This is a genomic window from Microbacterium proteolyticum (assembly GCF_029639405.1).
Lineage (GTDB): Bacteria > Actinomycetota > Actinomycetes > Actinomycetales > Microbacteriaceae > Microbacterium.
Window position 1 is genome coordinate 753,039 of sequence record NZ_CP121274.1, and the last position, 20,307, is coordinate 773,345.

Consider the following 20,307-nt stretch of genomic DNA (forward strand, 5'->3'; position numbering starts at 1 on the left):
GAGAGAGGGGGATGCCTCGACATCGAGAGGCGACTCGGAATACTCGGAGAGGGTCGGGCGTAGAATCTCTTCGTGCTGCTCTGCGTGAGCGCGAGTCACAAGACCGCGTCCTTCGACCTCCTCGAGCGGCTCAGCGTACCCACCACCCCCGTCGCCCCCCTGATCGCCGCGCACGACGAGTGCGTGCAGGGAGCGGTCGTCGTGGCCACCTGCAACCGCTTCGAGGCCTACGTCGACATGGACGAGCCCGTCACGGCCGCCGTCGCGGTGGGCGTGGAAGCCACGCTGAGCGCCATCGAGGCGGCCACCGGCGTGCCCGCGAGCGAGCTCGAGGGCTCGTACACGGTGCTGGGCGGCGGCGACGTCGCCGAACACCTGTTCTCGGTGGCATCCGGTCTCGAATCCGTCGTCGTCGGCGAGGGCGAGATCGCCGGGCAGGTACGCCGCGCGCTCACCGAGTCCCGGCAGCTGGGCACCACGTCCGGAGAGCTCGAGCGCCTGTTCCAGCGCGCGTCCGAGGCGCAGCGAGGCGTCAAGAACTCCACCGCCATCGGCCGCGCCGGCCGCTCGCTCGTGCGCCTCGGCCTCGAGCTGGCCGACAGCCGCATCGCCGACTGGTCGACGCAGCGCGTGCTGCTGGTGGGCACGGGCGCCTACGCCGCCGCGACCGTCGCGGCCCTCCGCGACCAGGGTGCCGAGGACATCTCGGTCCACTCCCCCTCGGGGCGTGCCACCAAGTTCGCCGCCAAGCACGGGCTGCGCGCCGTGTCCGCCGAGACCTTCCCCGCCGCCGTGGCCCACGCCGACCTCGTGATCACGTGCACCACGAGCGAGACCCACGTGGTGAGCGCCGCGACCTTCGCGGCGGGTCGCACGGCCGCCGAAGCCGCCGCCCCGGCGTCCGTCGGCTGCCCCGTCGACCACTCCGGCCGTCGCCTCGTCATCGACCTCGGCCTTCCCCGCAACGTCGATCCCGACGTCGCCACCGTCCCCGGCGTCGACCTGCTCGACCTCGAGACCATCCGCCTCCACGCCCCGCTGGAGGAGCTTCAGGCGACGGATGCCGCGCGCGACCTGGTCCGCGACGCCGCCCGCCGGTTCGCCTCGGTCGGGGAGCGCAAGAACATCACCCCCGCCGTCGTCGCGCTGCGCGCCCACGTGTTCGGCGTCCTCGACGCCGAGGTGGAGCGCGTGCGCGCCCGCGGCGACGAGGGCGGGCAGACCGAACAGGCTCTGCGCCACCTCGTCGGCGTGCTCCTGCACACCCCCACGACCCGCGCCCACGAGCTGGCGGAGTCCGGTCGCGGCGACGAATACGTCTCGGCCCTGTCGGCGCTGTTCGGCATCGAGGTGGCGCCGGAGACGCCCGCGTCCCGCATCGCCGACGCCGGCTGAGCCCGCGCCGGCTGACCCCGCGCGAGCGGAGGAGATCCCGGGAGCGGAGGACCGCACTACGGCATCCATCCTCCCTCCGCCGAATCCCCTCCCGTCGGCGGGCATCGACCGCCATGCGAGCGGAGGAGAAACCGGGAGCGGAGCACCGACACCCCGGCATCCACCCTCCGCCCGCCGAATCGCCTCCCGCCGACGCGGCACAGGCGCACCACCCCGCGGCACAGGCGCCCCACCCCGCGGGGCGAACCGACGGCGCAGGACTCGACGGTCGGGCAGGATGTGCGCATGAGCACTCCCGCATCCGAGGTGTACCGCGTCGCCGGCGAGGATCGCCCCCGCAACGGCCTGCGTTGGGCGGCCACCATCGTGATGGGCCTGCTCGACTCACGTTCGGATGCGCCGTCGACGAGCGAGGTCGTGATCCGGCGGGTCGACGGGTCGGTCGTGACGCGTCTGAAGCCCGGCAGCGTCGAGGACTTCGAGCGGCAGCTCACCGAGGTGACCGACGATCTGCACTATCTCGCCGCGGTGCCGTTCGCCGAGAAATGGATCGCTCCGCGCGCGTGACCCGCGCGAGAATGGGCGGATGAGCCTGCACATCACCGACGACCCGGCCGCCGACGAGCTGCTGTCGACGAACCCCCTCGCGCTGCTGATCGGCATGCTGCTCGACCAGCAGGTCGCGATGGAGACGGCGTTCGCCGGGCCGCTGAAGATCCGGGAGCGGATCGGATCGGTGGATGCCACAACCCTCGCGCACGAGGACCCCGAGGCGTTCGCGGCAGCGTTCTCGCAGTCCCCGGCGGTGCACCGCTTCCCTGGGTCCATGGCGAAGCGCGTGCAGTCGCTGTGCACCGCGATCGAGGAGGACTGGGGCGGGGATGCCGCAGAGCTGTGGACCCGCGACGACCCCGACGGCGCGACGGTGCTGAAGCGGCTGAAGGCGCTCCCGGGCTTCGGCGAGCAGAAGGCGAAGATCTTCCTCGCACTGCTCGGCAAGCAGTACGGCTACGACGGGGCGGGATGGCGTGAGGCGTCGGCACCGTACGGCGAGGACGGGTCGTTCCGATCGGTCGCCGACATCACGAGCCCCGACTCGCTGGCGAAGGTCCGCGAGCACAAGCGCGCGGCGAAAGCCGCGGCCAAAGCGGGCTCCTGACCCCTCCTACACCATGTGAGAGAAAAAGGAGAGTTCTCTCATCTTCGTTCCGCGACGGCTGCCCCGTGGTTAGGGTTTCAAAGTTCGTTGCAGGTTTATTCGCGATCGAAGGGTGGGCTCTCGTGAAGTTCGCAATGGGTTCGGACACTCTGGGTGTGCTGGGTAAGGCCACCTCGGGGTCGAGTGATGAGCTGTCGCTGCTGGTTCGCCAGCTGCTCGAGGCGGCCGAGCCGCTCGAGGGACAGTTCCAGGGCGCGGGACGTGCCGCGTTCGACCGTTTCAAGTCGCGCACCGACGCGATCTCCTCCGAGTTGAAGCTGGCCCTCGACGGCGTGCTCGGCGGAATCTCGGGCATGGACCGCTCCTTCCAGGAGGGCGAGTCGTCCATGGTCGACCAGACCACGAGCCTCGAAGCCGGGTCGTCGTTCGACGCCGCTCGCTTCGGCGGCCGCTGAGGATAGGAAGGGACTGACTCATGGTGAACCAGGGAGACCGTCGCGACTACTCGATCGCGGCCTCGCAGAACGCTCAGGACAACTTCAACCGCGTCGCCGCGCAGCTCGAGTCGTTGATCGACCAGCGCGACCGCGACGTCCAGGCCGCGATGGCGGACTACTCCGCCGACGGTGTGTCCGAGGACTACCGCGGCAAGGAGACCCGCTGGAAGAACGCCGCCGCCGAGGTGCGCGGCATCATCCAGACGCTCCGCTCGTCGCTGGAGCGCAACGACGAGTCCGCCCAGACCGCGCTGAGCAAGGCTCGCGCGGCGGTGGAGTCGATCGGCTGACGATCGCCGCTGGATGCCGGGTGCGCTCTGCACCCGGCATCGGTGGTGCCCGCGCGCGGGGCCGCGCGGGTCTGACGACATGAAGGGGGACGGGCGATGACGAGCTGGAGCATTCAGCCATCGGGCGTCGTAGCCGTGCTGCAGGACGTCAACGTGGATGCCGAGGCCCTCGGCACCGCGCTGAACTCGTTGAGTCCTGCACTCGAGGGGGCCGTGACGGCGACCAACTCCGGCGCGATCTCGGAAGCCGTGCAGGCCTACTTCCAGCAGGAGGAAGGCCCCCGCATCCAGGGCATGAGTGCCCGCATCGGCGCGGCGGCGCAGGGCGTCGTCAGCGCCACCGAAGCCTACGTCGCGGGTGACATGGAGATGGCGGCGAACGCGCAGACCGCAGCCGTCTCCGCCGTGTACCCGCCCTCTCTGCCGCATGGGGTGATGTGATGCCGGACGCGATCAAGGTCGGTGAGATCCCGGGGGACGAGATCAAGCCGGAGGTCGTCGAGGAGAACGCCCGCACGATCGGGACGATCTCGGGTCAGGTGTCCGAGCACGGCTCGAACGTCCACTTCAAGTGGCAGGGCATGGCCGGGGTCTATGAGGCTCCGGAATCGCCGACGCTGCTGGGGTTGATGGCGCCGGTGTCGTCGCAGGCGACCCAGGTCAGCGACAATCTGGCCGAGGTGTCGGCAGCCCTCATCGCTTTCGCCGCGGATGTGCGTCCGATCAAGGCGGAGCTGGACTCGCTGCGCGTGCAGGCGCAGGCGTTCGTCGACTCGATCCAGGGCGGCGTGCAGGTCCGCGAGATCAACCCCGCCTGGACCGCGGCGCAGTCGCCGTACGGCGGCGCGACCGCGATGCCGACGTATCAGGGTTCGTGGGGCTCGTCGACAACGGGGTCGTCGAGCGCTGCGGCGCCGGAGCAGTACCGCACGGTCACGAAGGAGTGGCACGAGTCGCAGGACCACGTCGACCGCAACAACGAGCTGATCGCGGCGGTCAACGCGCAGCAGGTGAAGCTGTGGGAGGCCGAGCGGGCCTGCGCCAACCGCATCCGCGCCCTCTACGGCGCGCAGCCGCTGCACGCGGCCACGTCCGAGGACGACGCTCTCGGATACGGCATCTCCGAGATCCCCGAGGGCACCGACATGCCCTGGGGCGCTGAGGTGGAGCGCACCGAGGGCTGTGGCGAAGCGACGGCGAACTTCGTCTTCAAGGACTTCCTCTGGGAAGGCATCATCGTCGGTGGCGTCTGGGGCACGGTCACCGGTCTCGGCACTCTCGTGCTCGGCTACAACCCCGAGACCGGCGAATTCTTCTCCGGCGACGCGTGGGGCGCAGCCTGGGGCAACCTCGGACTGATCGCGGTCTCCGGTCTGGCGAACTCGCCGATGCTCGGTCCCCTCTTCTGGACGGACAGCCTGGCCCAGGCCACCGGAATGGGCGGCTTCCTGCCGCAAGAGGTCCGCGACTTCAAGGCCAAGGCCGACGAAGCCGCCCTGAACACCGGCAAGGCGCTCATCGCGTGGGACAAGTGGCAGGACGACCCGGGCACCGCGCTCGGCGAGTCGGTGTTCAATGTCGGCACCGCCTTGATCCCCGTCGGCGGCGCGGCGGTCGCGGGAGTGAAGACGGCGTCGACCGCGGCATCCGTCATCTCGAAGATGGCGCGGGTCGCCGACTTCGTCGACCCCGCTGCCCTCGCCATGAACGGGGCCCTGCGCCTCGGTGGCGCCGGCATCGGCAGCCTCGACAGCATCATCGGTCGCCTCGGGTCGAATGCCACCGACGGCTTCCACCTCACCACTCCCGACATGCCTTTCGTCGCCGACGACGCGGCCTCCGCGCTGCGCGCCCTCGACGACGCCGGAGTGGACCTCAACAGCATCACCGCACGCATCGAAGACGGTGTGCCGGTGTACGAGTTCCCGCCGACGGATGCCATCCCCTCGGGTCGCGTCGAAATGCCCGCCGGCTCGTTCGACGGCGTGCGCGGCGGCGACGTCCCGGTACGCACCGACGGCGGGGCGGATGCCGGTGTCGCGGCGCCCGTGCGCGAGCCCGAGCTGGTTTCGGCCGGCGGTGTCCGAGGCGAGGCCGGCCCCGGCCCGGTGAACTCGATCGTCGAGGATGCGCCGGTGCGTACGGAGACCGACGGCTCGGGTGAGTCGACGGTCGTGCGCGAGCCCTCCACCGAGACCGGCGGCGGCAGCAGCCACGCCGGCGGGCAGGGCGGTTCGGAGACCGGAAACGGCGGCGGTCTGGGCCGTGGCGGCGACGATGCGAACGGCGGCGGACGCGGCGACGACGCGAACGGGGGCCAACGCGGCGAAGACGCGAACGCGGGCCGCGGCGGCGACGACGCCAATACGGGTCGGGGCGATGACGGCGCGGATACGGGCCGTGGCGATGACAGCACTGGATCCGGCAACGCAGATGACGGCGCGAGCCACCACGGCATCGACGACGGTGACACCGGGTCGGGCCGTCTCGGCGACGACGTCGCGGGCGATCCGGAGAACGCCGGGGCCGTCCCGCCGAAGGATCCCGACGCCCCGGCCTGGCAGAGCACGGAACAGAGCGATCTCTTCCTGTCCGCCCCCGAGAAGGTCGCGGTCGACGATTTCCTCGCCGACTCCCGAGCCGCGGAGCCCCGGATCACAGACGACCTCCTCCGTATCGTGGGCGACCAGCCGGGCGCCCGTCTCGAAGGGCTCGAGTTCCGCCTCAAGGGCGACGATTCGATGTATCGCAAGGTGTCGGCCGACCTCGGGTACGGCGACCTTCCGGGCGTCCGAGGCGATGTGGACTCCGTCCTCGGCAACATGAAGGACTCGGTCCGCTACACCGTGATCGTGCCTACCGAGAGCTACGCAGCCGGCACGCGCACGGTCATCGACAGCCTCGCCTCGGACGGGTACCAGCCGTACGGAACCTTCAAGAACACCTGGGGCGCTGACGGATACCAAGGGATCAACAGCAACTGGGTCGATCCCGCCTCCGGCCGCGTCATCGAGGTGCAGTTCCACACCGAGGAGAGCTTCGCGGCGAAGATGCAGACGCACACGCTCTACGAGATGGAGCGTCTGCCCGGCAACACCCCCGAGACCCTGGCCGACCTCCGGGCGCAGCAGCAGGAGATCTTCTCGCAGATTCCGCGGCCCTCCGACGCTCCGTCTCTCGGTTGGCCGCAGGGCGTCGACATCGTCGACCCGTCCGCTGCGAAGACCGCTGTCGACGATGGCCTCGGTTCTCCGGCAGGAGCGCATCCGCACGACGGAACCGACCTCGCCGGCTCCCCGCGGCACGCGGACGATGGCGGGGGCACTCCGCGATCGGGCTCCGAGACGCAGTTCGCCCTCCCCGATCAGGACGTGCGACCGGCGGACGGCATCGACTCGGCGACCGGTCCGGTCGACCCGTCCGACACCCAGCGTCTCCAGACCGATCCGGGATCGGATTCGCCGAGCGGAGTCGCGGATGGACACGCCCCCGCGCTCGTCGATGCCAATGGACGAGACCTCAGCACCGTCGTCGGCCGGAGCGACCTCAACGCCCAGCAACTCGACGAGTATCTCCGTGCCGACCGCCCCCAGGATTACGCGACCTATGAGCAGACGGGCGTGTGGCCTGCAGACGTCCAGATCCCCCGCGGCCCCGAGGTACTCGCCCCCAACCACAGGGTCGACTGGAGCCAGGTCCCGCACGACGGATTCGCGACGCGCACGGGGAGCGACGGTGAGGTCATCGTCATCCGCGAGGACGGCCACCCGGCCGCCGGCACCCTCGTCGACCGCTACGGTCCGGGCGGTCGTTTCACCTCACCGATCGGCGAGGATGGGCCGGCGGACTACGCGTCGCGGTCTCTCCCCTACGTGGAAGACCCCGCGCACTATCACCAGTACGAGGTCACCGGCGATCTGAGTGACATCCCTGCGGCGGTTCGCAACCACCCCGATGCGGAGTTGCGCCAGGAGATCGGCAACCTCATGAACGCGTACCAGCTGTCCTTCGAAGACCTGCGCGTGCAGGTGGGTCCGATCGCGCCGGGCTTCGGCCAGCGCGGCGGCGGGACGCAATACCTGTTCCCGCTCAGTACCGACATGATGGAGAGGCTCGGGTTGATCAAGGAGGTCCGTCAGTGACGTTGACACGCGAAGAGGTCCTCGACGCCATCCGCACCGAGGGTCTGACCGGATACCGCTGGTTCGAGGACGCGACGAACGAGACCGACGTCATCGCGATCCAGCGGACCTCCGACGGATGGGTCGTCTTCGCGACCGACGAGCGCGCGACCCCGATCGGACGCCGCGAGTTCTCGTCGGAGGAACCCGCCCTCGAGAACTTCCTTTCTCGCCTGCGCTCGCTCAACAGCGTGGCCGCCTGGCACGAGAAGAATCGCCAGAAGAAGGCTGCGGAACACCAGGCCCAGCCCCCTGCGGACTCACCGCGGTACTTCGTGCGTGAGCTGCGGATCGATGGCGAGCTCGTGCCCGCTCGCCTCTTCCGCCGACGCACCGACTCGACCGGCACGGTCGACGAGTACCTCGTCGACGTCGACACGTGGGCTCCCGACACCCGGGGGGTGCTCGACCGCGCTATCCGCTTCTCACTCGACTCCGATCTGGAGGAGATCTCCGACGACGCGGCCCAGGACATCTTCGACATGGTGGCCAGCCGCACGTATGTCCCGCTTCGCCGCCGCTGAGGACGCATCCCACGGCATCCACTCCCCGATACACCAGCACCGGTCTGAACGTCACGAGGCGAGGCTGAGATGATCGACGCAGAGGCCGCCCGTGAGCTCGTGCGTCAGGCCCTGCGTCACGCCGCAGACCGCGGCGGCGTGCGGTGCGTCCTCGTGGGAGAGACCCTCGACTACGGCGCGTGGTGGGTGCAGGGCTATCAATCCGAGGCGTTCGCCGTTCACGGCGATGTCTTCCAGGCGCTGGCCGGCAACGGCCCCTATGTGATCCCGAAGAACGGGGACGCCGTTTTCACGCTGTCGAGCGCAGAACCCGTCGATGCGCAGATGGCTCGCCTCGCCGCAGCCGGTTAGCTCATGAGGCGTGCGCTGATGAGGGCGAGCGGTTCGTCGACGACATGGCTGTATCGGATCGCCTGGCGTTTACCCGCGATCGCGGCGCGCCGACCGTTCCACCGGACCGAGTACACGGAGCCTTCTTCGGTGATCACGACGCTGGGATCAGCCCGGGCGGGGAAACAGTCCTCGAGTCCCTGCTCAAGTCGCCAGAGCACCCCGAACCGCATGAGGAGGAAACGATTCGCGTCCTCCTCCGTTTCGAGGACCGCCTCCGTCGTCCGAGAGCCGCGATTCTCGATGTCCACGTGCCACGTGGAATCGGCGGTGCGGCGAACCGCCAACGCGGTCTCCGGGTTCCACCACCCTCGTGTGGCCTCACCGGGGCGCAGCGGTGTGGGGAATCCGGCCCGGCGCGCCCACATCTCGAGGGTCTCGCTACCGTCCATCGATCCATCATCCCCCGCGGCGCCGGAACACCTCGCGCTGTCGACCGAGAGGCACGCCCATGACCGTTGACTGGCACCACGTCCGTCTGAGGCTCGATGAAGCAGCCATCCCCGCGGAGTCCGTCGTGCTCCCCGGAGACGAGACGTCGCCGTGGGAGGGGGCTCTCCGCGTCGTCGAGACTCCCGGGCACGGCTGGGTTCTCGACACGCTCGACTACGGCCAAGCGCGCCCGTTGCTGGCACGTGCAACTGCTGAGGAGATCCAGTCGGCGCTGTACGCGTACCTCCTCAGCCCCCTCCCCCCGGCAACGGTCATCGTTGCGGACGAGCGCGAACGTCTCCTGGACTGGGCGGCGCCCCACGTGCTCGACCTGCTGGCGCGTGCCGAGAATCCTCTCGTGATCGATGCCCCCGCGGGTCTCCTCCTCGACCGCATCGGGGCACTCGACGGCTTCCTGCTCTTCCCCGCAGGAACGTCCTTCGAGGCACGCTCACTGCCCGTGTCGGCGCTGAATCAGCCCCTCCACGAGTTCGTGACCGCGACGACGATCCGGTTCGAGGTGCAGCGAGTCGCCCCGTGGTTCGGACGCCCGGGCGGCGGCCTTCGCTTCTCCGTCATCGAGCCCGGGGTCGGCATTCGTGATCTCGTGCGTGAGGGGCGACTCACCCGGCTCACCGCGTCCGCGGAGGCACCGACAGCGTGAACGTTCAACGACCCCGCCGTGAGCTCGAAGCGATGACGCGCCGCGGCCGACCGGGTCCCGGCAGAATCCAGTACCGGCCGAGCCGCGGTCGTCATCCCCGCCCGTGCCTCGATGCACGGCGCAGCTGACAGTGTGGGGATGGCCGTGAATCCCGGCGCTCCGGGAACGATAGAGGTCCCGCCGGCGGCGCTCCGTGCGCTGCGCAACGGATAGACAGAGCCGACAGCACGCACCGCGGATGGGATCGGAAAGGAACGTGGCATGGACGAAGGACAGACGAGAGATTCCATGGAACAGTTGGCGCGCCGACTCGTCCTGGAGTTGCGTTCCCGCGGAGATGTCGCGGACGGCGCCGCGGTCACCGAGATCCGGGACAGCCCGACCCCCTGGCTCACGTTGGAGTTCGATCTCTACGATTTCTTGCCGGTTGCTTTCTTCTACGACCGTGGATGGGGCGGCTTCAGCGTCGACTACGGGTCTCGCCGCGTTTCGCTCCTCAAGCTCACGGACGTGCACTTCGACCACGGCCGCGTCCGGATCGCGAAGGCGGTCGACGACCTCCTCACCGCGGCTCGCCTGCGAATCCCGGACAAGTTCCTGGCTGCTCACGGCTGGTCTGCTCAACAGCCGCCGACCGAATCATCGACTGAGGGGGACGTATGACGCCGGACGGCAAGACGCCGCCTCTCACCGCCGAGGAAGCGGAAGCAGTCGCGATTCGCTTCCTCGCCCGTTCGACCGAGGATGACGGCATCCCGCGGGTCATTCTCGGCCCCGCGGTCGAAGCCCTCGACGCGCTCGACGACGTCGACGGCCGGATCGCACGCCTGACGGGGAGCGAGCGCTGACCGCGGCGTCAGAGGGTCGTCATCAGTGCAGCGATATCGTCGTGGGGTCGATCGGCGACGTGCGTGAAGACGCGGGCATCCTCTTCACGTCGGAAGACCCCCTGTTCCCCGTTCACCTGGGCGAGATGCCCCTCGGCAACGGGGCTGACCCGCGAGCCAGCCGCAGGCCCCGCCGGGAAGGGATCATGCAAACCGTCGAAAGATCGCCAGAGCTGACCGAATCGTGCGAGGAGCATCGCGACGGCGGAGTCTCGCGACGACGTGGCGCCATCCACGACCCAATGCCCACGGTTGACAGAAATGACCTCGAAGCAGTCACCCTTTTCTCGTATCCCGAAAGCGACTTCGAAATCGCCCCAGGCCATCTGGGCCTCGGGACGGCATTGAGGTGCCAGGCCCGCACGCGCGGCCCACTGGTCGAGCAACTGAGTATCGATCACCGTTCCATCATGGGTGCGCGCATGAGGCGCGGCCTCAGCCGTGGAATGGTGATGATCCGGTACGACGGCATCGAGCCTTCGACCGCGATCGCGGCGGGACCTACGGATAATCAGAACGGCGGATGGTCGGCGCTGGTGTCGCCGGACGAGGTCGAGAGGGTGCAAGTGGAAACGACACGACTCCCCATGCTGACCGACACATACCGGCGAGTCCGCTGGCGCTTTGCGAGCGACCTGGATGCGGCTCGATTCAGTTGGATCGCACAGCTGGCGTGGACGGATATCCGCGCCGAGTTCGGCCGGAGCGAGGAGGTCCCGTGATCCCTGAAGAAGTGCTCGCCGCCCCCGCAGGGGCACCGTGAGTTGACGGAGGAAGGTCCGGCGCTCGAGAACTTCCTGTCGCGGCTTCGCTCAGCAGCAGCGTCCGGACGTGGCAGAAGCCCACTGACCCGCCGGTGAGCGGATAATTCTGCCGCCCCGCGGGTTATCCACGCAAGAGAGGGCCCGAACGGGCGCCGTCGGACCGACCCGCATAGGGTGGAAGGTCGAGGGAGGGGGCCCGATGACGAGCACGCACGATCCACTGCGCCTGGCCGACGTCGATCCGCTCGTGTTCACCGAGCGCGCCCGCGGAGGTCAGATCGTCGGAGCCGTGGCACTGGATGTCGTCATGCCCGTGGCGCTGCTGGCGGCCGGGATCATCGTCATCGTCGCCGGCCAACCCGCCCTCGGCTGGGTCTTCGTCCTCGCGGCGCTCGCGCTCCTCGCGGTCGCGGTGTGGCTGCTTGGCCGAACCGGCCGCACGGTCGGCGTGGCCACCGTCGACGCGCGGATCGTCCGCCGCACGACCGGTGCGGCTGCGGGTGCCGGAGCGCTGTGGGCCCTGGCATCCGGCAAGCTCGCCATGTTCGACGTGCGCCGCGGCCGCGACCCGTTCGCCCCGGCGATCGCGGCGTTCCAGTTCCCCGAGGCCGTAGCCCCGACGCCGAGCCGCGCGCGCCGCGGCATGGTGCCGACGCTGCTGCTCGACTCGGGCGAGCGCCTCACGCTCGACACCGCGCTGGTCCTCGGCCGCGACCCGTCGGCTCCGGCCGATGCGCCGGCCGAGGTGTACCGCTGGGCCGACATGTCGCGCACGCTTTCGAAGTCGCACGTGCGCCTCGAGTGGGACGGACGCCAGATGTGGGTCACCGACCTCGGCTCGACCAACGGCACGTTCGTCCGCGGCGCGGGCGCCTCCACTCCTCTTCTTCCCCACCAGCGCACGCCCGTGCCCACCGATGTCGTCCTCGAGATCGGTGACCGCACCCTGACCGTCCGGGATGCCGCATGAGCACCGTTGCACACCCCCTCCTCGACGCGGCCGGCCCCGGGTGGGCCGGCACCGAGACGCGTACGCCGATCGTCGCGCTCACCACAGCGATGAGCGACTTCCTGCACAAGACCGCGAGTCAGGGGCTGCGGCCGATCATCGTGTCGAGCGAGTTCTCGCGCATGACCCAGCCGCTAGCGCAGGTGCTGTCGGCCGTCCAGGGCCGCTGGGTCGTGCGCACGCGCACCGACGGCTTGTACGACGCCCGCACCGGTGTTCGCCTGGACGCCCCCGCCGATGCGCTCACCGCCGTGTCGCCGACCACCGACAACGTCCATCCGCTCTTCGTCCGGGCGCAGGTGGCATCCACTCTGCAGGTCGTGGCGACGGTGTCGACGCGGCACCGGGTGACGCGTCCGGTCCGCCTCGGCGGCGTCGCCGAAGCCGCGGTCGCCCTCTTCAGCGGCGCCGAGCCGACGGCGTGGGGTGCGGTCGAGCCTCTGCTCGCGCCGTGGGACCGCGACGATCTGACCGAGCGGTCGCGGCGGCGCGTCCCGCTCGACAGCCACTGGGTCGCGGTCGGCGGCGGGGACCGCGCGGTGCTCTCGACCGTCCAGGTCGGCCGCACGAGCGAGGGTCTGGAAGAGACCACGCGCGTGTGGGCGGCGGTGCCGGGTGTCGGGCGCGAGTCCGGGGCGACGGCCACGGCGGAGGCGCGCGAACTCCTGGCCCGCGCCGCGACCGTCGGCCTCCCCCTCATCGGCATCTCCTTCGCCGCGATCGGGGCTCCCGACCTGGCGCGGCGGGCCACGGCATCCCCCCAGCCCGAACCGCTCGCGCTGCTCATCGGGCCCGTCGGCATCCGGGCGCTGGGCATCGACGCGAAGCGGTGGATCGACGAGGTCGGCGGCACCACGGTCGGCAGCCCGCGGCTGCCAGGGGTCCTGCTGCCGCTCGGTTCGACGGACGGCGGCGGGTGGGGGCGCCTCAACGACGTCCTGTCGACCCTCGACCCCGAACGCCTCGGCGAGCTGCTGAACCTCGCCCCGCACGTGCGCGCGCAGCTGCGCGTCTCGGAAGGAGTGCGCTGATGCCCGACCAGCGGGACACCGTCCTCATCGAGCAGGCGAAGATCCAGCGCATGCGCCTGGGCGCCGCGCTCGTCTACGGCCACATCGGCGAGCGCCGCACCGTCAACGACCACATGAAGCGTCTGATGGGCTCGGTCGTCGTCGCCGCAATCGCGTGCGCCGCGTGCGTCGGCGTCTCGTTCGTCTCGCAGCTGCTGACCGAACGCGCGCAGCAGGCGGCCACGACCTCGACCGTCCAGACCCCCACCGGAGCCGTGACCCCGTGAGCATCTACACCCGTCTGACCGTCGCGGGATCCGAACGCCGGGCCGAGGTCGTCGTCCCGAGCGGCGAGCCCGTGGGCGCCGCGATCCCGCGTCTGCTCGACCTCCTCGGCGAGACCGCCGGCACGGTGGCGCGCCCGCTCGCCGTGATCGCGCCCGACGGCGAGCAGATCGACATCGCGCTGACCCCGCAGCAGCTCGACCTGTCCGACGGCACGCTGGTGCGCCTGGTCCGCCTGGATGCCGCGCCCCCGCCGCCCGTCGTGATCGACGTCACCGACGCGGCCGCCGACGCGCACGACGCCCGCCCCGACCGCTGGGACGACCGGGCGCGCACGATCGCCGGGGCCTCCGGGATCGCCGGGGCGTTCGCGGTCGCCGGGTGGCTCTCGCCGTGGTCGTCGCCGGCCCTCGCGGCGTTCGCGCTGCTCGCGACCGCCGTGGTGCTCGCCGCGATCGCGACGGGTCTGGGGCTGGGCGGCCTCCGGCGTCTGTCCACGTGCGTGGCGGCGGCTGCTGCCGGTCTCGCTCTCCCCGTCGGCAGCGCCACGATCGGCGCCCTGTCGTCGACGGGTCACGCCACCGACGCGTCGATCCTCGCCGGCATCGCCGCAGCCCTCGCGACCGGAGCCACCGTCGCGCTGCTCGGCGTCGGCGTCGCGCACCGCCGTCGCGGCGCCGCAGCGGGCGGGGCCCTCGGCGCGGTGCTCGCCTCGATCCTCCTCGGGCTTCTCCTGGCGGGGGTGGATGCCGTCTCGGCCTCGGCCGTCGCCGGCGTCGTCGCCGCGTTCGCCACCGGTCCGCTGCCCTGGATCGCCCTGTCGTCGGCGGGGCTGACCGACCTCGACCAGCGCGCGGCCGCGGGTTCGCCGCCCGCCCGGCCGCGGGCGTTCGCCGCGATCGACGAGGCCTACGCGTCGTTGACGTGGAGCGTGGGGGCGGTGGCATCCGTCCTGGGTGTGACCGGTGTCGTGCTCGCACTGTCGGGGACGATCTGGACCGAGCTGCTGGCCCTCGCGTTCTTCCTGGTCGCGGCGCTCCGCACCCGGGCGTTCCCGCTGCGCTGGCAGGGCTGGTTGCTGTGGGCGGCGGCCGGCGCGATCGCCGCGGCGGGTCTCACCGTGCTGCTCGTGGGCGGTGGTGGTTGGATCGGCGCGGGCGTCGCGGTCGTCGTCGCCGCGCTGATCGCGACGATGGTGCTGGTGCGGCCGCGTCCGCACGTGCGCGCGCGCCTGCGGGGTCTCGGCAACGTCCTCGAGACGCTCGCGGTGGTGGCGCTGCTGCCGCTGCTCGTGGGCACCCTCGGCATCTACGCCGAGCTGCTCGGGATGTTCGGCGGCCGGTCGTGACCGTGCTCGACCTGCGGGCGCTCGCGACCGCGGTGTTCGGCAGCGGCGCGAACGCCCGCACCGAGCTGACCTCGTGGGATGCCGCGATCCGGGGCGGCCTGTCGACGACGCGCCGTGTCGGCGTGGTGTCGCTGTCGCCCGGCGCCGGGACGAGCACGGTCGCCCATCAGTTGGTGCGCGCGGTCGCCGCGCGCCGCAGCGAACCGGTGCTCGCGGTGGACGTCTCCTCGGGCGCGCCCGGTCTCGCCGAGCGACTCGGCGCCGGGTCGGTTCCGCCGGACGACACCCGCGCGTCGGCTCGGACGACGGCGGAGGCGCTCTCCGGTCTCGAGGTGCGCGACGGTGTCGTGGCACTGCGCCCGCGCGACGCGGACGACGCCGTGGGCGCGTGGCTCGGCGAGGCAGCGCCGATCGCCCGGTTCTTCGACGTGTCGGTCACCGACTTCGGGGCGCGGCATCCGCTGGTCGACCTCGCCGCGTGCGCCGCCCTGTGCGATGTCGTCTGCCTCGTGGGCGACGCCCGCCGTTCCCCGGCCGAGCACGCACGTTCGGTGATGGACGCGATCGCGGGGCTGCCCGAGTCGCCGTCCGTCGTGCTGACGCTGGTGGATCACGCCCGGGAGGGCGACGGGGTCGCCCGCGCCCTGGCGACCGGCTCCGACCACCCGGTCGTGGCGGTGCCGTTCGATGCGGGCCTGGCCGCAGGGGGTGACGCGCGCCGCTCGGCGACGCAGCTCGCCGTCGTGCAGCTGGCCGCCGCGCTCGTCGCCGCCGGCGGAAGCGCCGCGCGGGCACGCGCCGCCACGGGGAGGACCGCATGACCGTCCGCATCGTCCACCGGCCCGCGCGCATCAGCGAAGCCGTCGAGCCCGCGGCCGACGTGATCCTCGCGCCGCCGCCGCCGATCGGCGAGGGCGCGACGGGCTTCCCGCTGCAGTCGCTGCTGCCGATCGTCGGCAGCCTGTCGTCGATCACGATGATCGTGCTGCTGCGCAACAACCCGATCATGGTCGTGGTGGGCGCGGTCATCCTCGTCGTCGCGCTCGTCGGCGGCCTCGGCATGGCCCTCACGCAGCGCGGCAACGCCGCGAGGCAGCGCCGCGTGCAGCGCGAGCGCTACCTCGACTACCTCGAGGAGACACGCGAGGCCGTGCGCGAGACCGCCGACGCGCAGCGCACCGCAGCCCTCGCGCTCCACCCCTCCCCCGGCACGCTCGTCGAGATCGCCGCGGACCCCGCCCGGCGCTGGGAGCGTCGACCGGGAGATGCCGATTTCCTCCGCGTCCGCATCGGCACGGGCGACCTGCGCGCGGTCGAGGTGGCCCTCCCGCCCGAGCAGAACCCCGTGCAGCCGTTCGACCCCGTGATGCGCGAATCCGCCGAGCGCATGGTGCGCCTGGCCGGGATCGCGCAGGGCATGCCCGCGACCGTCGACCTCGAGCGCGGCGGCCAGGTCTCGCTCGTCGGGGCGCGCGGCGACACCCTTCGCGTCGCGCGTGCCCTCGCGGCGCAGATCGCGGCGTTCCACTCCCCCGACGACGTGCACATCGCCGCGGCCATCGCGCCCGGCCAGCGCGACGACTGGCACGGCCTCGATCTGCTGCCCCATCTCTCCGGAGACACCCCGCCCGCCGGTGCGGTCACCGCCCGACGTATCGCGCCGAGCCTCCCCGAGCTGCTGTCGCTGCTGCGCGACGAGTTGCGCGACCGCGTCGCGACCGCCGCCGCGTCGCGCCGCGCGGGTCGTAAGACCAAGCCCGGGCGCCTGGTGATCTTCGTCGACGAGGCCGATCACGCCGCGTCCCCCGTTCCCCGCCTGGATGCCGCCCTCGACCTCGCCGCCCTCGGCGTCACGGTCGTGCACCTCGTCGACGACCGTCTGAAGGAGCCCACGTCGGTCGCCGTCCGCGTGACCGTCGAGAACGGCACCGCGACGGTGGAGACCCCGGGAACGGGTGAGGCGGCGGTGAGTGGCATCCGGATCGATCCCGTGACGCCCGCCGCGCTCGACGTCGTGGCGCGCCCGCTCGCGGGGCTCCGGCTCACGCGCACCTCCGCGCAGGACTCCGGCACCGCGCTCGCCCCCGACGTGACGCAGCTCCTCGGCGTCGCCGACGTGGATGCCATCGACACCTCGGCCGCGTGGCGCACGCGCAGTGCCGCGGAGTTCCTGCGCGTGCCGATCGGCGTCGACGACCAGGGCGGCCCCGTGCTGCTCGACCTGAAGGAGTCCGCGCAGCTCGGCATGGGGCCGCACGGCATCTGCATCGGCGCGACCGGTTCGGGCAAGAGCGAGCTGCTGCGCACGCTCATCCTGGGCCTCGCGCTCACGCACGCGCCCGACGACCTCAGCATGATCCTCGTCGACTACAAGGGCGGTGCGGCGTTCGCGCCGTTCTCCCGGCTCCCGCACGTCGCGGGCATCATCGACAACCTCGCCGACGACCCGCAGCTGACCGAACGCGCCCGCGCGAGCATCCAGGGCGAGGTCGTGCGCCGGCAGCGCCTGTTGAAGGATGCCGGGAACGCGGCATCCATCGGTCACTACCGGCAGATGCGCCGCGATCGCCCCGAGCTGCCGGCGCTGCCGCACCTGTTCCTCGTGATCGACGAGTTCGGCGAGCTGCTAACGGCGGAGCCCGATTTCGTGGAGCTGCTGCTGACGATCGGGCGCATCGGCCGCTCGATCGGCGTGCACCTGCTGCTGTCCAGCCAGCGGATCGAGGGCGGACGCCTCCGCGGACTCGACACGTATCTGTCGTACCGGATCGGCCTCCGCACGTTCTCCGAGTCGGAGTCGGCCGTGGTGCTCGACACCCCCGACGCGTTCCACCTGCCGGCGATCCCCGGGTTCGGTTACCTCAAGGTCGACACGTCGGTCTACACGCGGTTCCGCGCCGGGTACGTGTCGGGCCCGGTGCCCGACCCGGTCGAGTCCGGTCCACGGCACGACGATGCCCCGCCGGTGCTGCGCCTGCCCGCGTACGACCTGCCCGAGGATTCGCCCGAGGCCGAGCAGCTCGACAGCGCCGAGCCCGAGACCCCGACCACCGGTCGCACGCTCGTGCAGGCGGCGACCTCGAGGCTCGCGCGCGGCATCGCCCGCACGCGTCCGGTGTGGCTGCCGCCGCTCCCGCCCGTGCTGACCCTCGGCGGCGTGCTGCCGCAGGCCGACGGGGCCGGGACGCTCCGCGCGCCGATGGGCCTCCTCGACGACCCGTCGAAGCAGACGCAGTCGCCGTGGATGCTCGATCTCACGCGCTCGGGCGGCCACGTGTCGATCACCGGTGCGCCGCAGTCGGGGCGCTCGATGTTCCTGCGCACGCTCGCGGCATCCCTGTCGTTCACGCACTCGCCGCGCCAGGTGAGCATCTACGGCATGGACCTCACCGGCGGCGGGCTCGCCCGCATCGAGCCGTTCCCGCACGTCGGTGGCGTCGCGACGCGCGGCAACCGCGAGCGGCTCACGCGTCTGCTCGAGGAGCTCACCGGCATGCTCGCCGTCCGCGAGCGCGTTTTCCGCGACCAGGGCCTCGACTCGCTCGCCGACATGCGCCGCCAGCACGCCGACGGCCGCCTCCCCGACCTGCCGAGCGCCGACGTCGTGCTGCTCGTCGACGGGCTCGGGGCGCTGCGGCAGGACTTCGAAGACCTCGAGACACCGCTTGGGCAGCTGCTCGAACGCGGCGGCAGCTTCGGCATCCACGTCGTCGTCGCCCTGTCGCGCTGGAACGAACTGCGCATGAACCTGCAGGGACTCATCGGCACCCGCCTCGAGCTGAAGCTCAACGACCCCGCCGACTCGCAGATCGCGCGGAAGCTCTCGCAGACGCTCCGCGCCGACGAGCCCGGTCGCGTGCTGACCGACGAGAAGCTGTTCGCGCAGATCGCGCTGCCGCTGCTCGAAGAGGTCGACGACGGCGACACCGGCGAGGCGCTCGAACAGCTCGCGCGCGAGAGCGCGGCCCGCTGGGGCGGTCAGGGCGCGGCGCCCATCCGGCTGCTGCCCGAGGTGCTGTCGCCGGCCGAGCTGCCCGACGCGATCGACGAACCGGATGCCGTGCCCCTGGGCCTGCGTCAGGACACGATGCAGCCGGTGTCGCTCGACCTCGTCACGCGCGACCCGCACCTGCTCGTGCTCGGCGACAGCCGCTGCGGCAAGACGACGCTGCTGCGCGGCATCGTGCAGGGCGCGATCGACCGGCATTCGGCGGAAGAGCTGGTCGTCGCCCTGATGGACGCGCGCGGCGAGCTGGCGGCGGAGATCCCGGATGCCTACCTCGGCGGTCACGCGTCGTCGGGTCGGCAGGGGCGGCTGCTGGCCGAATCGATCGCGGTCGAGCTCGAGAAGCGCGCGAACGATCGCGACGCGGGTCCGCGGATCCTCGTGATCGCCGACGACTTCGACATCCTCGCCGCCGGCGGCACCGAGCCGCTGCGCCCGCTCCTGCCGTACCTGGCGTCGTCGCGCGACCTGCGGCTGAACGTCGTCGTGAGCCGCCCGGTCGCGGGAGCCTCGCGCGCGATGTTCGACGTGGCGCTGCAGGGCATCCGCGACACCGGCGGCACGGCGCTGATCATGTCGGGCGACCGCTCCGAGGGCGCGCTGCTGCCCAAGCTCTATGCCGAGCCGATGATCGCCGGACGTGGCCGTCTGGCGCGCCGCGGCGAGCGTCCGACCCTCGTACAGGTGGCGAACTTCGTCGCCGGCGAGGGTGATGCCGCGGGTGCTTCGACGGTGGGCGCGCCGGCGGAGGCGGAGCCTGAGGTGGATGCCGGTGGGGCGGATGCCGTGGACGAGGCGACGCGGGAGGTGGCACCCTCGGCCGCTGCTTCCGCACCGGCTGCCGCCACGCCGCCGAGTGACGACGTCGACGAGGCGACCCGCGAGGTGGTCGCCGCGCGGGGTCCCGCAGCGGCATCGAGCGGCGAGGACCAGCCGCTGACCCGACGGAGGAGAGACAACCGTGCCCCGTAACAGCGTCGCGTTCACGCGCGAACCGGTCGACATCGAGGCCCTGGCCGAGGCGGTCTCGACGGTGCTGACTCCCGAGGAACTTGCGGCGACCGAGGTCGAGATCCGCCCCCGCGACGACGGCGCAGCCGCTCAGGTGGTCGTGGCCGAGCGCGTGGTTCTCACCGTCCTCCGCCCCCGACTGACGCCGCCCCCCGCGGAACTCGCCCGGGTCTACGGCGCGGTCGAGGTGGCCACCGACGCCCGCTGGTCGACGGACTGCTTCGTGACGTGGGAGCCCGAGGGCGTCATCGGCGTGCGGTTGCTCGAAGCTGCGGCCGCCGCGCGCGGGGGTGTGGCGGCCCACCTGGGCTGAGCTTCACCCACGGGGCTCGCCGCGCGGGCGCGGCCCACGCGGTTTGGGGCGCATTCCGCGCATTGGGGCGCGCAATACACGCCCCAATGCGCGAATCGCGCCCCAAACCCCGACAACGCCGCCGAACGCGGCGCCCAACACC

21 protein-coding genes are annotated in these 20,307 nt (G+C 71.6%); 20 read left to right on the forward strand and 1 reads right to left on the reverse strand.

Annotation, left to right across the window (positions count from 1 at the left end; all coding sequences use genetic code 11):
* Positions 1 to 72: 72 nt before the first annotated feature.
* The 9 genes from P8R59_RS04290 (at position 73) to P8R59_RS04330 (ending at position 8,397) form a co-directional block, all read left to right on the forward strand.
* On the forward strand, positions 73 to 1,395 hold the full coding sequence (locus P8R59_RS04290) for a glutamyl-tRNA reductase (protein ID WP_278102884.1): 1,323 nt from the start codon (positions 73 to 75) through the stop codon (positions 1,393 to 1,395).
* Between the two features lie 285 nt (positions 1,396 to 1,680).
* Positions 1,681 to 1,962, forward strand: coding sequence for a hypothetical protein (locus tag P8R59_RS04295; protein ID WP_278102885.1), 282 nt, complete (start codon positions 1,681 to 1,683; stop codon positions 1,960 to 1,962).
* A 19-nt stretch (positions 1,963 to 1,981) separates the two neighbouring features.
* Entirely contained in the window at positions 1,982 to 2,554 is a 573-nt protein-coding gene (locus P8R59_RS04300; protein WP_278102886.1) for an HhH-GPD-type base excision DNA repair protein, read from the forward strand.
* Positions 2,555 to 2,688: 134 nt separating this feature from the next.
* Positions 2,689 to 3,009: a hypothetical protein gene (locus P8R59_RS04305; RefSeq protein ID WP_202401056.1), complete on the forward strand. Its 321-nt coding sequence runs from the start codon at positions 2,689 to 2,691 to the stop codon at positions 3,007 to 3,009.
* A gap of 20 nt (positions 3,010 to 3,029) precedes the next feature.
* A complete protein-coding gene (locus tag P8R59_RS04310) occupies positions 3,030 to 3,341 on the forward strand; it encodes a pore-forming ESAT-6 family protein (RefSeq protein ID WP_076493299.1) in 312 nt (103 codons plus the stop codon).
* A gap of 96 nt (positions 3,342 to 3,437) precedes the next feature.
* Positions 3,438 to 3,782, forward strand: a complete 345-nt coding sequence (locus P8R59_RS04315) for a DUF6507 family protein (RefSeq protein WP_077049835.1) — start codon at positions 3,438 to 3,440, stop codon at positions 3,780 to 3,782.
* The gene (locus P8R59_RS04320) at positions 3,782 to 7,483 is read left to right on the forward strand and encodes a glycohydrolase toxin TNT-related protein (RefSeq protein WP_278102887.1); all 3,702 of its coding nucleotides are present in this window, start codon (positions 3,782 to 3,784) and stop codon (positions 7,481 to 7,483) included. Before P8R59_RS04315 ends, P8R59_RS04320 begins: the two co-directional genes overlap by 1 nt.
* A complete protein-coding gene (locus P8R59_RS04325; protein WP_278102888.1) occupies positions 7,480 to 8,046 on the forward strand; it encodes a hypothetical protein in 567 nt (188 codons plus the stop codon). The genes P8R59_RS04320 and P8R59_RS04325 overlap by 4 nt, the downstream gene beginning before the upstream one ends.
* Before the next feature lie 69 nt (positions 8,047 to 8,115).
* The gene (locus P8R59_RS04330) at positions 8,116 to 8,397 is read left to right on the forward strand and encodes a YrhB domain-containing protein (protein ID WP_278102889.1); all 282 of its coding nucleotides are present in this window, start codon (positions 8,116 to 8,118) and stop codon (positions 8,395 to 8,397) included.
* On the opposite strand, the gene P8R59_RS04335 is transcribed toward P8R59_RS04330, so the two are convergent.
* Positions 8,394 to 8,828 (reverse strand): hypothetical protein, encoded by a 435-nt coding sequence (locus tag P8R59_RS04335; RefSeq protein WP_278102890.1) that lies wholly within the window; start codon positions 8,826 to 8,828, stop codon positions 8,394 to 8,396. The genes P8R59_RS04330 and P8R59_RS04335 overlap by 4 nt on opposite strands.
* 59 nt (positions 8,829 to 8,887) lie before the next feature.
* Between P8R59_RS04335 and P8R59_RS04340 the strand changes: the two genes are divergently transcribed.
* The 11 genes from P8R59_RS04340 (at position 8,888) to P8R59_RS04390 (ending at position 20,165) form a co-directional block, all read left to right on the forward strand.
* Complete coding sequence (locus P8R59_RS04340) at positions 8,888 to 9,532, forward strand: TNT domain-containing protein (RefSeq protein WP_278102891.1); 645 nt, start codon at positions 8,888 to 8,890, stop codon at positions 9,530 to 9,532.
* Positions 9,533 to 9,793: 261 nt separating this feature from the next.
* A complete protein-coding gene (locus P8R59_RS04345; RefSeq protein ID WP_278102892.1) occupies positions 9,794 to 10,195 on the forward strand; it encodes a hypothetical protein in 402 nt (133 codons plus the stop codon).
* Positions 10,192 to 10,380 (forward strand): hypothetical protein, encoded by a 189-nt coding sequence (locus P8R59_RS04350; RefSeq protein WP_278102893.1) that lies wholly within the window; start codon positions 10,192 to 10,194, stop codon positions 10,378 to 10,380. The genes P8R59_RS04345 and P8R59_RS04350 overlap by 4 nt, the downstream gene beginning before the upstream one ends.
* A 41-nt stretch (positions 10,381 to 10,421) precedes the next feature.
* On the forward strand, positions 10,422 to 11,141 hold the full coding sequence (locus tag P8R59_RS04355; RefSeq protein ID WP_278102894.1) for a hypothetical protein: 720 nt from the start codon (positions 10,422 to 10,424) through the stop codon (positions 11,139 to 11,141).
* A 241-nt stretch (positions 11,142 to 11,382) separates the two neighbouring features.
* Positions 11,383 to 12,153 carry an FHA domain-containing protein gene (locus tag P8R59_RS04360; protein ID WP_278102895.1) on the forward strand — a complete coding sequence of 257 codons (771 nt, stop codon included), beginning with the start codon at positions 11,383 to 11,385 and terminating at the stop codon, positions 12,151 to 12,153.
* Positions 12,150 to 13,223, forward strand: a complete 1,074-nt coding sequence (locus P8R59_RS04365; protein WP_278102896.1) for a DUF6177 family protein — start codon at positions 12,150 to 12,152, stop codon at positions 13,221 to 13,223. Before P8R59_RS04360 ends, P8R59_RS04365 begins: the two co-directional genes overlap by 4 nt.
* Positions 13,223 to 13,489, forward strand: coding sequence for a hypothetical protein (locus P8R59_RS04370; RefSeq protein ID WP_278102897.1), 267 nt, complete (start codon positions 13,223 to 13,225; stop codon positions 13,487 to 13,489). Before P8R59_RS04365 ends, P8R59_RS04370 begins: the two co-directional genes overlap by 1 nt.
* Complete coding sequence (locus tag P8R59_RS04375) at positions 13,486 to 14,835, forward strand: EsaB/YukD family protein (protein WP_278102898.1); 1,350 nt, start codon at positions 13,486 to 13,488, stop codon at positions 14,833 to 14,835. Before P8R59_RS04370 ends, P8R59_RS04375 begins: the two co-directional genes overlap by 4 nt.
* On the forward strand, positions 14,832 to 15,656 hold the full coding sequence (locus tag P8R59_RS04380; RefSeq protein ID WP_278102899.1) for a hypothetical protein: 825 nt from the start codon (positions 14,832 to 14,834) through the stop codon (positions 15,654 to 15,656). The genes P8R59_RS04375 and P8R59_RS04380 overlap by 4 nt, the downstream gene beginning before the upstream one ends.
* Complete coding sequence (gene eccCa / locus P8R59_RS04385; protein ID WP_278102900.1) at positions 15,653 to 19,813, forward strand: type VII secretion protein EccCa; 4,161 nt, start codon at positions 15,653 to 15,655, stop codon at positions 19,811 to 19,813. Before P8R59_RS04380 ends, eccCa begins: the two co-directional genes overlap by 4 nt.
* A complete protein-coding gene (locus P8R59_RS04390; RefSeq protein WP_278102901.1) occupies positions 19,803 to 20,165 on the forward strand; it encodes a hypothetical protein in 363 nt (120 codons plus the stop codon). Before eccCa ends, P8R59_RS04390 begins: the two co-directional genes overlap by 11 nt.
* Positions 20,166 to 20,307 lie beyond the last annotated feature (142 nt).

Coding starts and splice junctions, on each gene's coding strand:
- P8R59_RS04300 (WP_278102886.1), top strand. CDS start 1,982: ATGAGCCTGCACATCACCGACGACCCGGCCGCCGACGAGCTGCTGTCG.
- P8R59_RS04310 (WP_076493299.1), top strand. CDS start 3,030: ATGGTGAACCAGGGAGACCGTCGCGACTACTCGATCGCGGCCTCGCAG.
- P8R59_RS04365 (WP_278102896.1), top strand. CDS start 12,150: ATGAGCACCGTTGCACACCCCCTCCTCGACGCGGCCGGCCCCGGGTGG.
- P8R59_RS04345 (WP_278102892.1), top strand. CDS start 9,794: ATGGACGAAGGACAGACGAGAGATTCCATGGAACAGTTGGCGCGCCGA.
- P8R59_RS04340 (WP_278102891.1), top strand. CDS start 8,888: ATGACCGTTGACTGGCACCACGTCCGTCTGAGGCTCGATGAAGCAGCC.
- P8R59_RS04330 (WP_278102889.1), top strand. CDS start 8,116: ATGATCGACGCAGAGGCCGCCCGTGAGCTCGTGCGTCAGGCCCTGCGT.
- P8R59_RS04370 (WP_278102897.1), top strand. CDS start 13,223: ATGCCCGACCAGCGGGACACCGTCCTCATCGAGCAGGCGAAGATCCAG.
- P8R59_RS04295 (WP_278102885.1), top strand. CDS start 1,681: ATGAGCACTCCCGCATCCGAGGTGTACCGCGTCGCCGGCGAGGATCGC.
- P8R59_RS04350 (WP_278102893.1), top strand. CDS start 10,192: ATGACGCCGGACGGCAAGACGCCGCCTCTCACCGCCGAGGAAGCGGAA.
- eccCa (WP_278102900.1), top strand. CDS start 15,653: ATGACCGTCCGCATCGTCCACCGGCCCGCGCGCATCAGCGAAGCCGTC.
- P8R59_RS04360 (WP_278102895.1), top strand. CDS start 11,383: ATGACGAGCACGCACGATCCACTGCGCCTGGCCGACGTCGATCCGCTC.
- P8R59_RS04305 (WP_202401056.1), top strand. CDS start 2,689: ATGGGTTCGGACACTCTGGGTGTGCTGGGTAAGGCCACCTCGGGGTCG.
- P8R59_RS04320 (WP_278102887.1), top strand. CDS start 3,782: ATGCCGGACGCGATCAAGGTCGGTGAGATCCCGGGGGACGAGATCAAG.
- P8R59_RS04335 (WP_278102890.1), bottom strand. CDS start 8,828: ATGGACGGTAGCGAGACCCTCGAGATGTGGGCGCGCCGGGCCGGATTC.
- P8R59_RS04315 (WP_077049835.1), top strand. CDS start 3,438: ATGACGAGCTGGAGCATTCAGCCATCGGGCGTCGTAGCCGTGCTGCAG.